General features: G+C 63.7%; 13 protein-coding genes. 6 read left to right on the top strand and 7 right to left on the bottom strand.

Annotation, left to right across the window (positions count from 1 at the left end):
- Positions 1 to 59 precede the first annotated feature (59 nt).
- Positions 60 to 1,412, top strand: a complete 1,353-nt coding sequence (locus tag ABE528_RS01880; protein ID WP_152957560.1) for a GntP family permease — start codon at positions 60 to 62, stop codon at positions 1,410 to 1,412.
- Between the two features lie 84 nt (positions 1,413 to 1,496).
- Positions 1,497 to 1,799 (top strand): hypothetical protein, encoded by a 303-nt coding sequence (locus ABE528_RS01875; RefSeq protein ID WP_346651987.1) that lies wholly within the window; start codon positions 1,497 to 1,499, stop codon positions 1,797 to 1,799.
- Between the two features lie 29 nt (positions 1,800 to 1,828).
- Here the strand turns inward: ABE528_RS01875 and ABE528_RS01870 are convergent, their stop codons facing one another.
- From ABE528_RS01870 to ABE528_RS01855, 4 genes are all read right to left on the bottom strand, one after another.
- Complete coding sequence (locus tag ABE528_RS01870) at positions 1,829 to 3,256, bottom strand: sigma-54 dependent transcriptional regulator (RefSeq protein WP_152957562.1); 1,428 nt, start codon at positions 3,254 to 3,256, stop codon at positions 1,829 to 1,831.
- Positions 3,231 to 4,724, bottom strand: a complete 1,494-nt coding sequence (locus ABE528_RS01865; protein WP_346651986.1) for an ATP-binding protein — start codon at positions 4,722 to 4,724, stop codon at positions 3,231 to 3,233. The genes ABE528_RS01870 and ABE528_RS01865 overlap by 26 nt, the downstream gene beginning before the upstream one ends.
- Before the next feature lie 303 nt (positions 4,725 to 5,027).
- On the bottom strand, positions 5,028 to 6,482 hold the full coding sequence (locus tag ABE528_RS01860; RefSeq protein ID WP_346651985.1) for a HAMP domain-containing sensor histidine kinase: 1,455 nt from the start codon (positions 6,480 to 6,482) through the stop codon (positions 5,028 to 5,030).
- 106 nt (positions 6,483 to 6,588) lie between these two features.
- On the bottom strand, positions 6,589 to 7,182 hold the full coding sequence (locus ABE528_RS01855; protein ID WP_152957565.1) for a lytic transglycosylase domain-containing protein: 594 nt from the start codon (positions 7,180 to 7,182) through the stop codon (positions 6,589 to 6,591).
- 186 nt (positions 7,183 to 7,368) lie between these two features.
- Between ABE528_RS01855 and gspG the strand changes: the two genes are divergently transcribed.
- Together gspG and ABE528_RS01845 are read left to right on the top strand one after the other, a co-directional pair.
- A complete protein-coding gene (gene gspG / locus ABE528_RS01850) occupies positions 7,369 to 7,794 on the top strand; it encodes a type II secretion system major pseudopilin GspG (protein WP_152957566.1) in 426 nt (141 codons plus the stop codon).
- A gap of 11 nt (positions 7,795 to 7,805) precedes the next feature.
- On the top strand, positions 7,806 to 8,996 hold the full coding sequence (locus ABE528_RS01845) for a type II secretion system F family protein (protein ID WP_346651984.1): 1,191 nt from the start codon (positions 7,806 to 7,808) through the stop codon (positions 8,994 to 8,996).
- 2 nt (positions 8,997 to 8,998) lie between these two features.
- On the opposite strand, the gene ABE528_RS01840 is transcribed toward ABE528_RS01845, so the two are convergent.
- Positions 8,999 to 9,913, bottom strand: coding sequence for a tyrosine-type recombinase/integrase (locus tag ABE528_RS01840; protein WP_152957568.1), 915 nt, complete (start codon positions 9,911 to 9,913; stop codon positions 8,999 to 9,001).
- A gap of 132 nt (positions 9,914 to 10,045) precedes the next feature.
- Here ABE528_RS01840 and ABE528_RS01835 point away from each other — a divergent pair, with 132 nt between their 5' ends.
- Positions 10,046 to 10,693 (top strand): DUF1345 domain-containing protein, encoded by a 648-nt coding sequence (locus ABE528_RS01835; RefSeq protein WP_152957569.1) that lies wholly within the window; start codon positions 10,046 to 10,048, stop codon positions 10,691 to 10,693.
- Here the strand turns inward: ABE528_RS01835 and ABE528_RS01830 are convergent.
- The gene (locus ABE528_RS01830; RefSeq protein WP_346651983.1) at positions 10,619 to 11,848 is read right to left on the bottom strand and encodes an aminotransferase class I/II-fold pyridoxal phosphate-dependent enzyme; all 1,230 of its coding nucleotides are present in this window, start codon (positions 11,846 to 11,848) and stop codon (positions 10,619 to 10,621) included. The two genes, ABE528_RS01835 and ABE528_RS01830, sit on opposite strands and share 75 nt — an antisense overlap.
- A 295-nt stretch (positions 11,849 to 12,143) precedes the next feature.
- Here ABE528_RS01830 and ABE528_RS01825 point away from each other — a divergent pair, with 295 nt between their 5' ends.
- Positions 12,144 to 12,404, top strand: coding sequence for a DUF1652 domain-containing protein (locus ABE528_RS01825; RefSeq protein ID WP_152957571.1), 261 nt, complete (start codon positions 12,144 to 12,146; stop codon positions 12,402 to 12,404).
- On the opposite strand, the gene ABE528_RS01820 is transcribed toward ABE528_RS01825, so the two are convergent.
- Positions 12,401 to 14,488 (bottom strand): EAL domain-containing protein, encoded by a 2,088-nt coding sequence (locus ABE528_RS01820; protein ID WP_346651982.1) that lies wholly within the window; start codon positions 14,486 to 14,488, stop codon positions 12,401 to 12,403. The two genes, ABE528_RS01825 and ABE528_RS01820, sit on opposite strands and share 4 nt — an antisense overlap.
- Between the last annotated feature and the right edge of the window lie 5 nt (positions 14,489 to 14,493).

Below are 14,493 nucleotides of genomic sequence, written 5' to 3'. Positions count from 1 at the left end.
CGCCACGTTTTCACTAATAGCTACGCCCAAAACAACGATAAGACCGAGGCATCAAAACCATGTTCGGACTGGCTACAGATACCTACCTGCTGCTCGACGCGCTGGTCACCATCGTCGGGCTGATCCTGCTGATCACCCATTTCAAGGTCCACCCCTTCGTCGCCCTGACCCTGGCCGCCGGCTTCCTCGGCCTGACCTCCGGCATGCCGGTGGCCAAGGTCATGAAATCGTTCCAGGACGGTTTCGGTGGCGTGCTCGGCTTTGTCGGCATCGTCCTCGCCCTGGGGACGATGCTCGGCAAGCTGATGGCCGACTCCGGTGGCGCCGACCAGATCGCGCAGACCCTGATCCGCGCCTTCGGCAAGAAGAATGTGCACTGGGCGATGATGTTCGCCGCCTTCCTGGTCGGCATCCCGCTGTTCTTCGAGATCGGCTTCGTGCTGCTGATTCCGCTGGTGTTCATCGTCGCCCGGCGCTCGGGCGTGTCGCTGATCAAGATCGGCATCCCGCTGCTGGCCGGCCTTTCGGTGGTCCATGGCCTGGTCCCACCACACCCGGGGCCGCTGCTGGCGATCGGCATCTTCCACGCCGACATCGGCAAGACCATCTTCTATGGCCTGCTGGTGGCGCTGCCCACGGCGATCATCGCCGGCCCGCTGTTCGGCAACTTCATTGCCCGCTACATCCCGGGCAGCCCGTCGCAGGAACTTATGGACCAGATTGCCAAGGAGTCTGACCAGAACAACCTGCCAAGCTTCAGCATAACCCTGATCACCGTGCTGCTGCCGGTGGCGCTGATGCTGCTCAAGACCTTGGCCGACGTGGTGCTGCCGGCCGAGCATATCTTCCGCCAGTGGATGGACCTGATCGGCCACCCGATCACCGCGCTGCTTGCCGCCCTGTTGCTGGCCTTCTACACCTTCGGCTCGGCCCGTGGCTTCAACCGCCAACAGATCATGAAAATGCTCGACCAGAGCCTGGCACCGACCGCAGCCATTGTGCTGATCGTGGGTGCCGGTGGCGGCTTCAAGCAGATGCTGGTGGATACCGGCGTGGGTAACGTCATCGGGCAGATGGCCGTGCAGGCTGAGATCTCGCCGATCATGCTGGCCTGGCTGGTGGCGGCAGTAATCCGTATCGCCACAGGTTCGGCGACCGTGGCCACCATCACCGGCGCCGGCATCGTTGCCCCGGTGATCGACCTGGTGCCTGGGGTCAACCGCGAACTGCTGGTGCTGGCCACGGGTGCTGGCTCGCTGATCCTTTCCCACGTCAACGATGCCGGGTTCTGGCTGGTGAAGCAGTACTTCAACATGACCGTGGCGGAAACCTTCAAGACCTGGAGCATGATGGAGACGATCCTGTCGATCGTCGGCATCATCTTCATCATGGCGCTGTCGACGGTGGTGTGACCGCTGATCGGGGTGATGGCACCCAAGCCGCTCGGGCAGGGCCCAACTCAAGTGTGAGCCCTGTCCCTTGCAAAGGAGCCTGCCATGCCCCGCTCAACCCTGCTGCTGTTTGCCCTGTTCATCTCGCCATTGGCCCTGGCCGTTGGCACCGGGCCAACCTACCCCGATGATCCGCACAACCCGGCGCCGCAGCCGGGTGTCGATAGCACCCTGAACCCGATCGAGAAACCCATGCCCCGGGATACCGATCCGCGCATCCAGGGCAATGACCCAGAAAACCCGCCGGCCAGGCAGAATGACAACCGCGACCTGCCGGGGATGGATGGCAGCGGTTCCGAGGGCACCGGGCGACAAGGCGCAAACGGTTCAGAGGGTGGCCAGCAATAAAGCTCAAGGGGCGCCATGCGCCCCTTGCCTCACCACTGACGTTTGTCGGGCCGGGTAAGCCCGAGCTTCTCGATGCGGTACCGCAGCATGTCCCGCGACAGGCCCAGCATCCGCGCCGACTTGGTGACATTCCAGTCAGTGCGGTCCAGGGTCTTGCACACCAGGTCGCGCTCCATATCCGGCAGGCTGGTGCCCGGCTCCGGTTCATGGCGTGGCAATTCGTACACGGTCGCCGTGGGCTGAGCCACCAGCGGTTCGTCGATCAAGGTCAGGCACAGGTTCAGCTGATGCGCCTGCACCACTTCATTGGGGGCAAGCAACACCGTCTGCTCCAGCATGTTGCGCAGTTCACGCACATTGCCCGGCCAGCTGTAGCTCAACATCAAGGCTTCGGCCTCGGCGCTGAAACGCAGGTTCGGCTTGCCGTAGCGGCGCCCGTGGTGTGCCAGGAAATGCCGGGCCAGCAACAGCACATCCTGGCCACGGGCGTACAACCGCGGGACTTTCAGGGCGATGATGCGCAGGCGGAAGAACAGGTCACGGCGGAATTTGCCCTGCTGTACCATCTGTTCGAGGTTGCAGTTGGTGGCACTGATCACCCGCAGGTCGACCTTGCGCTCCTTGACCGCACCAATGCGGCGGATGCTGCGGTCCTCCAGCAGCTTGAGCAGCTTGGCCTGCAGCACCAGGTCCATCTCGCCGATCTCATCGAGGAACAGCGTGCCGCCATCGGCCGCTTCCACCAGGCCCACGCGGCGCTCCTTGGCGTCGGTGAACGCGCCCTTCTCATGACCAAACAGCTCGGCCTCCAGCAGATTGGCGGGGATCGAGGCGCAGTTGAACTCGATGAACGGGCCCTTGCTGCGCGAACCGTCGAAATGCAGCGCGCGAGCAACCAGTTCCTTGCCGGTTCCCGTCTCGCCTTCGATCAACACCGGCGGCAGGTCGTCACTGGCCATGCGCCGCTCGGCGTCCAGTACCTGCTGCAAGGTGTGTTTGAGGGTGAGCATTGCCGGCGACTCGCCGATCAGCGCCTGCAACCCGGACTTCTGCGCCTCGCGCTCCTGGTAGAACGACAGGGTGCGTTCCAGGCGTTCGGCAGCCAGGGCCTTTTCCAGGGTCAGCTTGAGCTCGGCCAGCACCACCGGTTTGGTCAGGTAGTGGAACGCCCCCTCCTTCATGGCCTGCACGGCGTCTTCGACATTGCCGTAACCGGTCATCATGATCACCTTGAGGTCCGGCGCCTGCGCCACCAGGGTGCGTAGCAGGTCGTGCCCGCTCATGCCGGGCAGCGAGTTGTCGGTCAGTACCGCATCGGGCTGGGCCCGCTTGATCTGTTCCAGCGCCAGCTCCGCACTGTGGCAGAGCGTCACCTCGAAGCCCTTGAGGCTCAGGTAGGTGCGAATGTTGTCGCCGAGGATTTCGTCATCCTCAACTACCAGGATGCTGTGCTCCATGGTCCCCTCCCGCTGCGATATTGAAAGTGAGGCTGACGCGGGTTCCTTCCTCTTCGCGGCTGCTCAGGCTGACCGAGCCGCCAAAACGTTCCATGATCCGCTTGACCAGGGCCAGGCCGACGCCGAGGCCGCCCTGCTTGGTGGTGAAGAATGGCTTGAACACCATCCTTTCCTGTTGTTGGCTCATGCCTTTGCCGGTGTCGCTGAGCAGCAGCTGCGCGCGCTGCCCCTCCTGCGCGCTGACGTGCGCATGCAACACGCCGCCCTTGGGCATGGCTTCCAGGGCATTGGCAAACAGGCTGTTGAGAATCTGGGTCAATTGCAGGGGCTGGCTGGCCACCCACAGCACCTGCGGCCCTTCGAAGCTGAAGCGCACGCCGTTGCGCTCGATCTGCTGGGAAAAGGCCTGGTGGGTATCTTCGATGGCCGCCACCAGGTCGACCGCCTCGGCGTTGTCGCTGGCCGGGCGCAGCGACACCAGCAACTCACGCACCCAGCGCGACATGCGGTCAACCTGGCTGATGATGTCGTTGATGTTCTTCTGCGCCAACGGGCTGGCTATTTCCTCGGCCAACTCGGCACTGGAGCGAATATTGGCCAGCGGGTTGCGCAAGCTATGGGCCACGGCGGAAGACATCTCGCCCAGGGCCACATAAGTTTCGCTGGCCACCAGCCGGTCTTGCTGCTGACGCAGCATGAACGCGGCGCGGCGCACGATCCAGAACAGGCCGAAGTAGATCAGTGCGCCGCCCACCAGGGTCGAAGCCCAGATCAGCACGTAACCGCGCTGGATACGCCGCACCAGATCCTGCGGCTCCTTGTAGATCTCGACCATGGCCATGGCCTGCTCGCCCTGGCTGTCAAACAGAGGGATGTAGTTCTCGATGAACAGGTATTTGGGTTCGCGCAGGAATTTCTGCTCTTCGCGGCCGTCTTCAACCTTGTGATAGCTGGCCGACACCGCCCTGCGCGAGTTGAAGGCGCGGTTCAGGCCACCGTCGTTTTCGATGCGCTTGCCTATCAGCTCAGGGTTGGTGGACCAGACGATGCTGCGGTCACGGGCATAGACTATGGCCAGCAAGGTATCAGGCAAGTGCTCGACGTGGTCGAGAAACTCGACCCGGGTCGCCTCAACAAGTCCCGGGCTGATCTGCAGGTGCTGTTGGTCCAGGTGCGGGTTGAGCAGTTCGCCCATGGTGGTGCCGGGCGGTAACTGCGAATGACGCACTTCAGCCAGGGCCAGGGACTGGATGAACTGGGCGGTGAGCATGGCATCCCGCTCGACGCTGTCGCGCACCACAAAGCGGGTCGACACGTAGCCCAGCCCGCCAGCCACCGAAGCGATGATCAGCAGGCTGATCAGCGAGAACCAGCGCAGCAGGTTGAACTCGCGAAGCGGCACGGCCAGGCCGCTGCTGCTAGGCGGTGCCGCGGGCCTTACGGAAACATCTTCATCCAGCATCTGCATCGCGTCGTTCCCGTACAGGGAGTCCGTTCAGAAGGTGGTCACCGCATTGCTACCAATAGTAGCAAACTGATACCACCTCACCAGGGCAGCTGCCGCCGCCTTTGCCGCGCATTACCTGCTGCGAGAACCTGCAAGAACTTCGCCATGCCCGTTAACCAATCGTCATATCCATATCATTCAATGGGTTACATAACATTCATGGCTTCTGTTAGAGGGTTACTCCCCACATTTGGGTACTGTTTACCCATAAACGCATAAATTCTTTTATATCAAGCAGTTAAACAACACTCATGATGCCCATTGTTATGAGCGCGCCAAGCGGAAGTTGAGCGAGACCCGCGTGCCATGGCCCTGGCTGCTGCTCAGGCGGACTGAACCGCCAAAGCGCTCCATGATGCGCTTGACCAGCACCAGCCCCACACCCAACCCACCTTGCTTGGTACTGTAAAACGGCCTGAACGCCAAACGCTGCTGCTGTTCGCTCATGCCTTTGCCGGTATCGGCAAGGCGCAGGGTCAGGCTGCGCCGGTCACGCTTGACCACCTCGATCCGCAACCGCCCGCCCTGCTCCATCGCCTCGAGGGCATTGGCGATCAGGCTGCTGAAAATCTGCGCGAGCAATGCCGGGTGGCCAAGCACCTGCACCGGTGGTAACGGTCGCAGATCCAGGGTTACCCCATTGCGGGCCATCGGCACGGCAAAGTTTTGCAGGCTCTCCTGCAAGACCTGGGGTAAGTCGACCGGCACCGCTTCGTCATTCAACGGCCGCAAGGATTGCAGCAACTGGCGAATCCACTGCGACATGCGGTCGACCTGGCTGATGATGTCATTGATGTTGCGTTGCGCCGGGCCTTCATCGAAGGCCTGGGCCAGTTCGGCGCTGGAACGGATGCTGGCCAGCGGGTTGCGCAGGCTGTGGGCCACCGCCGAGGACACCTCGCCAAGGGCGACGAAGGTCTCGCTGTTGATCAACCGCTTCTGCTGCACCGCCAACACCCGCGCGGCGCGGCGCATGATGCCGTACAGGCCGATGTAGACCAGCGCAGCACCGACGGTGATAGCCAGCCAGATAAGAATCAGCCCGTGCTCGATGCGCACGATCAGGTCTCGGGGTTCCTTGTAGATTTCCACCATCGCCGTGACGGTATCGCCATCGGCATCGAACAATGGGATGTAGTTTTCGATGAACAGCTGTTCCGGCGGGATCACGAACTTCTGTTCGACGCGTGCCTGCTCGAAATTGTGGTAGCTGGCCGAGACCCGCATCTTGTACTCGAAGGCCCGGTCCAGGTCGTCATCAGCGTCGATCAGCTTGCCCACCAGCGCCGGGTTGGTCGACCAGATCACCGTCCGGTCCGGGGCATAAATGTTGGCCAGCAGCATGTCCGGCAGGTGGGCGATATGATCAAGGAACTCACCGCGGGCCTTGCGCCGTGCTTCCGGGTCGACGTCGGGCATGGCTGTACGGTCGGTGCGTGGATCGAGCAGTTCACCCATGGTGCGCACATTGGGGATCGACACATGGCGTACTTCGGCGTCGGCGATCGAGGTGATGAACTGCGCGGTGAGCAAGGCGTCGCGCTCGATGCTCTCATCGATGATGAAGCGGCTGGAAATCAGCCCCAGGCCAGCGGCCACCGACAAGATGATCGCCAAGCTCACCCAGGCATACCAGCGCAGCAGGTTGAACGGCCTGTGCGGGGCGGCTTCAGTGCCCGCAGGCGCCTCAAATACTTCGGAACGGGGGGCGACGTCCATGACGGACTCCACTGCTGGGCACCTTTTGAAAGGTTATAGCCCAGAGTTGGGTAACCATGGCATTGATTGGGGACGAGTTGCATCACTTTCGCGACGCAAGGCCCGTTCAGAGCGGCGAATCATCGGCCAGCCCCTGCAGTTTGCGGTATTCGCGCAACACCGTTGGCACATAACGGCGGGTCTCGGCGTATGGCGGTACCGCACCGCGCCGCCGCACGGCATCGGGGCCGGCGTTGTAGGCGGCCACGGCCAGGGTGATGTCATTGTCGAACAGGGTCAGCATACGCTTGAGGTAGCGCGCCCCGCCCTGCACGTTATCTTCCGGGTCGAGGCGGTCTTCCACGCCCATCTCCCTGGCCGTGTCGGGCATCAGCTGCATCAGCCCGACTGCCCCGGCCGCCGATCGGGCCTTCGGGTCGTAGCCTGACTCGGCCTTGATCAGCGCATGCAGCAGCGCCAGCGGCACATCGTAATCACGGGCCGCCGCTGCCACCAGTTCGGCATAGGGCCGCCCAGTGATCATCTGCGCGTCGGCCGGGCCAGCCTGGGCAAGCGGTTCGCTGATCACCCGTTCGTAATGGCGTCCTGGCCGATGAACGTTGCTCAGTACATAACCACCCTTGGCATCGATGGAAATGTACATGTCGGCCTGGGCGCTTGCCGCCACCAGCCAGGTCACTACCAGGATCACCACACGCATGTCGGTCGCCTCCCCGCCGTGCTCCCCCGATGTGGGGGAAATGCCCCGGAAAACCCGGGCTTTTCTACTGCGTCGCAAGCACCGTGCCGCTTGCCATGGCGCATGGCGCAAGGCCCCGAGGCAGACGTGCACGGCTGTTGCATGACGCTTGGAAAAGCGTGTCCCCATGCAGCGGAGGGCTTCACCATGCAGCGCAAATCCAACCCCCAACGTGGCTTCACCCTGCTTGAACTCCTGGTGGTCCTGGTGGTGCTCGGTTTGTTGGCCGGTATCGTCGCGCCCAAGTACTTCAGCCAGCTCGGTCGCTCGGAAGCCAAGGTGGCGAAGGCGCAGATCGAAGGCCTGGGCAAGGCCCTGGACCTGTACCGCCTGGAGGTGGGCCACTACCCCAGTAGTGAGCAGGGCCTGCAGGCGCTGGTCGCCGCCCCCAGTGGCGAGGCGCGCTGGTCGGGGCCCTACCTGCAGAAGGCCGTGCCGCAGGACCCATGGGGCCGCGCTTACATCTACCGCCAACCCGGCGAAAACGGCGGCGAATACGACCTGCTGTCGATGGGCAAGGACGGCCAGCCCGGCGGCGATGGCGAAAACGCAGAAATCACCAGCTGGCAATGAGGAGAATCGACATGCGCTATAGCCTCAAGGCCCTCGGCAGACAGGGCATTGTGCAGTTGCAGATTGACGCCGAGGATGCCGAGCACGCGCGTCGTCAAGCCGAGAATCAAGGGCTGCGGGTGGTCAGCGTGCGCGGCCAGGGCAAAGCCCTGGGCGGCCTGGGCTGGCGCCGCGCGGCGACGTTCGACCTGGTGCTGTTCAGCCAGGAACTGACCACCCTGCTGCACGCTGGCCTGCCGCTGATCGATGCCCTGGAAAGCCTGGCGGAAAAGTCCCCCGTCGGGGCCACGCGCAAGGTCCTGACCGAGCTGGTGCGCCAGCTCTATGAAGGCCACTCGTTGTCCCAGTCGTTGGCAAAGCAGCCGCGGGTGTTCCCGCCGCTGTACGTGGCGCTGGTGCAGTCCAGCGAGCGCACCGGCGCGCTGGGCGATGCCCTGGCCCGCTACATCGGCTACCGCCAGCGCCTGGACCTGGTCCGGCAGAAACTGGTGGGCGCTTCGGTCTACCCGTTGCTGCTGTTGCTGGTGGGCGGCGGCGTGGTGCTGTTCCTGCTCGGTTATGTGGTGCCGCGCTTCAGCCTGGTGTTCGAGGGCATGGGCAGCGAACTGCCCTGGTTGTCGCGGGTGCTGATGGATGTCGGCCTGTTCCTGCATGCCCAGCAGCTGCCGCTGGCACTGGCGGTTGCAGGCGGTATCGGTACGTTGGTGGTACTGCGCCGCAACCCGCTGGTGCGGCGCTGCGCGTCACGACAACTGCGGCGCTTGCCAGCCTTGCATCAGCGCCTGGTGATGTATGAACTGGCGCGTTTCTACCGTTCGCTGGGGATCCTGCTGCAGGGTGGCATCCCGATTCTTACTGCCATGGGCATGGCCCACGGGCTGCTCGGCAGCGCTTCGGCGCAAGGCCTTGAGCAGGCCAGCCGGCGTGTTGGTGAAGGGCTGCCGTTGTCGGATGCACTGGAGGCTGGTCAGCTGGTGACTCCCGTGTCGTTGCGCTTGCTGCGGGCAGGGGAACAATCGGGGAATCTGGGGGAAATGCTCGAACGCTGCGCGGATTTCCATGATCAGGAAATCGGCCGCTGGGTGGAGTGGTTCGTGAAGCTGTTCGAGCCGCTGCTGATGACCTTCATCGGGCTGCTGATCGGCGGGATCGTGATCCTGATGTACATGCCGATCTTCGACCTGGCTTCGAGCATTCACTGACCTCAGTAGTCGAAGCGATCCACCGCTCGCCGCCGTTCGTTGTCATCACGCCGGTCATAACCGGCGGTGGTCTGGATGTTGGCATGGTGCGCGAGCTTCTGCGCGATCGACAGGTCATGCTCTTCGATCACCCGGGTGATGAACGCCCGGCGAAAGTCATGGGGCATGATCTTCACCCCCACCTGGGCACCGCGCTGGCGGGCGATGTAGTAGATCGCATGCTTGGTGATGCGGGCGCGGGTGATGTGGTTGCCACGGCGGATGCGATTGAACAGGAACGGGTCGTCCGACGCCCCCTCGGGCAGCGCCTGGCGGCGCAGGTCCAGCCAGGCCTGCAGCTTCTCGAACGCCCAGGCCGGGGCATACTTGATCAACTGCCGGTTACCCTTGCCGGTGACCTGCAGGCTGCGTGCCTCGAAGTCGACCTGGTCGAGGTCGATGTCCACCGACTCCGACTTGCGCATGCCGGTGCCGTACAGCAAGGCGATGATCGCTGCATCGCGCACGCCCTGGGGCCGTGGGTCGGCCTCGCACAAGTCCATCAGTTCGCGGATAAGGCTGCGCCGCAGGTTGCGCCCGGGCGGCAGGCGGCTGCCGGACGCCGGCTTCACCTCACGGATGCGCAGCAACTGCTCATGGTCGATCAGGCCTTGGCGCCACGCCTCGTTCATCACCCCGCGTACCGCGTTCACATACAGCGAGGAACTGTTCGGCGCATAACCATCGGCGCGCAATGCCGCCACCAGCGCAATCACTTGGCCAGGATCGAGCCGGTGCCACGGTACATCGACGAGGTTGCAGTCGACGAAACCGAGCCGGTCGGCGGCATCCTGAAGGATGTAACGCATGGTCTGCTGGCTGGAGGGTGCCAGCCGGGCCAGGTATTGCAGCAGTGGATTTTGCGAGAGGTCGGACAAAACGTGAATCCTGAAGCGAATCGAAGCAACGGCGCGCAATGGTACCGTAAACCAGGCGGGTTGATCGAACTCATGCCTTGGCAGGTGATCTGTGGTCTAGAGTTCAGACCAGACATACACCCGCGAGCGCCCATGGTATTCCACCGCCTGACCCGTACCCACCCCCGTCTGAGTATTGCCGCCCTGGTCGGCCTCCTCGGCGCCTGGCTGATCCCCGCCGACGACACCGTGCAACGCATCCTCGCGGGCTGGAACCTGGGCGTCTGGCTGTACCTGCTGCTGGTCCTGTGGCTGACCTGGCGCGCCACCCCTGACAAAGTGCGCAAAGTCGCCCGGATCGAAGACGAAAACGCCGGCCTGGTGCTTTTCACCGTCTGTATCGCCGCCATTGCCAGCCTGGCCGCCGTGACCTTGCAGTTGGTCTCCAGCCGCGGCCTGCAAGGCAGCGCGCTGGCCTTGCACTACCTGTACACCGGGCTGACGGTGGCCGGCTCGTGGCTGCTGATCGGCTGCATCTTCAGCCTGCACTACGCCCGCCTGTTCTATACCGGCGAGCGCGATGCACCGGCGCTGCGCTTCCCCGACGGTGAGTGCAACCCGGATTACTGGGACTTCCACTACTTCTCGTTCACCATCAGCGTTGCCGTGCAGACCTCCGACGTCGGCGTCGGCGGGCGCGGCATGCGCCGGGTGGTGCTGGCGCATTCACTGGTAGGCTTTGTGTTCAACACGGCGATTCTGGGCTTCACCATCAATATTGCCGCAGGCCTGCTCGGCTAGCACGCGCCCGGTACAGGCAGCGATACGCCGGCAGGCGTGCTCCAGGCACTCGGCCTCCAGCACCAGCCCCATGCGCACATGCCCCGCCGTACTCGGGCCGAACGCATCCCCAGGCAAAAGTGATACGCCCTCCTCCAACAGCAAGCGCTGGGCGAAGGCCTGGGCGCTGAGCCCAGTGGCACGGATATCGAGCATGACGAACATGCCACCCGCCGGTCGATGGGCGAGCACCCCCGGGCAGTCCGCCAGGGCTGCACAGACCCGATCGCGCCGTTGCCGATAGGCTTCGCGCATTTCGTGCACCGCTGGCAAGTCCTGCTCCAGCGCCGCACAGACACCGGCCATGACAAACTCTGGCAGGCCGAACAGCATCACCATGGCCAAGGTGGCGAGGTGTGCAATCAACGGTTGCGGGGCCACCACCCAACCCACCCGCCAACCGCTCATGGCGTGGGACTTGGACACGCTGTCGATCAGCACGCAGCGCTCGGCCATGCCCGGCAGGCTGAGCGGGTCTGCCGGTTCGCCGTCGAACAGCAAGCCGCTATACACCTGATCGCATACCAGCCACAGGTCATGCTCCCGGCACAGCTGCGCCAACAGCGCCATGTCCTGCGCCGAGATGGCAGCGCCCGTCGGGTTGTGCGGGGTGTTGAGCAGCAGGCCACGGGTACGCGGGGTAATCGCCCGGGCCACCGCCATCGGGTCAAGGCGAAAACCCTGCTCAGGGCTGACAGGCACCTGGACGGGCTGCGCCCCGCAAGCTCCTAGCACACCCTGATAGGTCACGTACATCGGCTCGGCGACGATCACCTCGTCACCGCTTTCGAACAAGCATTGGCAAACCGCATACAACGCACACTGGGCGCCGGCAAGCACCATCACCTGGTCAGCCGAAACCTGTGCGCCACTGCGCCGGGCAATCGCCTGGCGCAGTGCGAGGCTGCCGTGCACGTCGCTGTAATGGGTTTCGCCGCGCTGCAGGCTGGCTATCGCAGCGTCGACCACCGGCGCGGGCGTGTCGAAGTCCGGGTCCCCCACCGACAACAGGAAAATCTCGCGCCCCTTGCGGCGCAATGCCTGGGCCTGGTAGTGAATGTCCCACGCCGCAACGGCTTGGCCGGCGATGCGTTGGGTGAGCGTGGAATAGCGCATGACTGTCTCCCTGTCTGCCCAACTCGCACCGCTCGTCCGAAAACGTTGTGCGCCGAATGTGGATAAAAATAGCAGAGCAAGCCGGCAACCCTGCTGGCATCATGCGGTGAAAACGTTTGCGTAGCCATTTGCCGCCAGACGGTTTGCATGAATGCGGTGTGACCGCTGTCATGCATTCATACATTTGTCTTGTGTTGCGCCGAACATGGGCTGTGGCAGGTGCTATGGTTAGGTTCCCGGCGGCCGAGCGAACGGCTGCCGATCACCGCGTCCAGGCAAGGACAAGGAGGCTGGCTTGAACAAGATGACGTTCCCCAACGCCTGCCAGGTGATGCGCTGGCACTTCCATCCGCTGGGCTTCGAAGCCAGCATGGATGCACCGCGCAGCATGGTTGCACGGCTGTTTGACCGGGCCACGGGCGAGACCCTGCTGGCCATCGCCGGCATCCCTTGCACGGCGATCATGGCCGCTGCGGATGTCGAACGCATCATCGAGGCCATAGAGGTCGAGATGGAAGCCTTTGCACCGGCCTTCGCCCTGCTTGACGCGGGCTAGACAGCCACTTCGCTTTCCTCGCGCAACGTCTGCAACCTGCCCATGAACTGCTCGGCCGGCACCGGCTGGCCCAGCAGATAACCCTGCAGCGAATCACAGCCCAGGCGGGTCAGGAAGTCCTGCTGACGGTCGGTTTCCACCCCTTCGGCGACGATGCGCAGGCCCAGCGCCTGGCCCAGGGCAACGATCGCCGAAACAATCGCAGCGTCGTCGCTGTCCTGCTCCAGGTCACGCACAAAACCACGGTCGATCTTCAGCTCGTTGGCCGGCAGCCGCTTGAGGTACATCAGGCTCGAATAACCGGTGCCGAAGTCGTCGATGGACAGGTCCACACCCATGTCGGAAAGCCGCTGCAGCACTGTCAGGCTGGCATCGGCGTCGTGCATGGCAGTGGTTTCGGTGATCTCCAGGGTCAGCCGGTTGGCCGGCAGGCCGTTCTCCTGCAGGGCGCGGGCGACACTGTCAACCAGGCCGGCATGGCAGAACTGGATGGCCGACAGGTTGACTGCCATGCGCCAATCGCTATGCCCTTGCTCAAGCCACTGGCGCATCTGCCGGCAGGCTTCATCCAGCACCCACTCGCCGATCGGGATGATCAGGCCGGTCTTCTCCGCCAGGCCGATGAAGCGGTCCGGCAACATCAGCCCGTGCTGTGGGTGTTCCCAGCGCAACAAGGCCTCGGCACCGATCGGCGTGCAGGCCTGGGCGTCGAACTTGGGCTGGTAGTGCAGGCGGAACTGACCCTGTTCAAGGGCCGTGCGCAGGTCCTGCAACAGCTGCAACTGTTGCCGGGCGTTGCTGTTCATCGAGGCGTCGAAGAAGCTGTAGCCGTTCTTGCCGGCGCTCTTGGCGTGGTACATCGCAGCGTCGGCATTGCGCAGCAGTTCCAGCTGGTCCTGGCCGTTGCCGGGGTACAGCACGATCCCCAGGCTGGCGGTCAGTTGCAGGTCATGCTCGGCAACGCGGAACGCGCGCGACACCAGGTTGACCTGCTTGGCCGCCACGTCCATGGCGTCTTCCGGCTCTTGCAGCTCCACCAGCAACACGAACTCGTCACCGCCGATTCGCGCCAGGGTGTCCTGGCTGTGCAGATGGCCTCGCAGGCGCGCCGCCACGGCCTTGAGCAGCAGGTCGCCGACATGGTGGCCAAAGGCGTCGTTGACCGGTTTGAAACCATCCAGGTCGATGAACATCAGCGCAAAGCAGCCGCCCTGCTCCGCCACCTTGCCGATGGCTTGCTCGATGCGGTCGGACAACAGCGTGCGGTTGGGCAACCCGGTCAAGGTGTCGTGCAACGCCAGCTGGGTCAGTTCCTGGTTGGCCAGGGTCAGCGAGTGAGCCAGCGCTGCCGTGCGGGCTTCAAGGCGCGCATCCAGCACCGAAGTGAGCAACGCCACGGCCAGCACTGCCAGTGTGGTGATCAGTACCAGGTAGACCAGGCCATCGCCTTGCAGGCCGTCGGTCAACGCGCCACAAAAGCTGCCCTCGGGGAAGTTCGCCGCAGCCATGCCGGTGTAGTGCATGCCGACAATGGCAACGCCCATCACCATTGCTGCCAGGCCACGGACCTGGCGCACGTACGGGGTGTGCTGACGCAGGCGGAAGGCAATCCACAGCGCGGCCGCCGAAGCGCCTACCGCTATGGCCAGCGAGGCGCCGAACAAGGTCGGGTCATAGTCGATGCCGGGCAGCATGCGCAACGCGGCCATGCCGGTGTAGTGCATGCAGGCGATGCCAGTGCCCATGATCAGGGCGCCGAACGCCAACTGCAGGCGCGGCAGGCTTGGCTGGCTTACCAGCCACAGGGCAAAACCGGAAGACAGTACCGCGATCAGCAGCGAGAACGCGGTCAGGGCGATGTCATAGCCCAGGGCGACGGGCAGGCTGAAGGCGAGCATGCCGATGAAGTGCATCGACCAGACGCCGATGCCCATGGCCAACGCCCCGCCGCCCATCCACAGATGCACGGCTCGGCCCTTGGCCGTGGTGATACGGCCAGTCAGGTCGAGGGCAGTGTAGGAAGCAAGGATGGCTACGCAGAGTGAGATCAGCACCAGCGCAGAAGAGTAACTACCGGTCAGCATTGGAA

This window comes from Pseudomonas sp. TWI628, assembly GCF_039673865.1.
Classification (GTDB): domain Bacteria; phylum Pseudomonadota; class Gammaproteobacteria; order Pseudomonadales; family Pseudomonadaceae; genus Aquipseudomonas.
The sequence above is the reverse complement of the archived record's forward strand: the minus strand, read 5'-3'. Positions and strand labels throughout refer to the sequence as shown.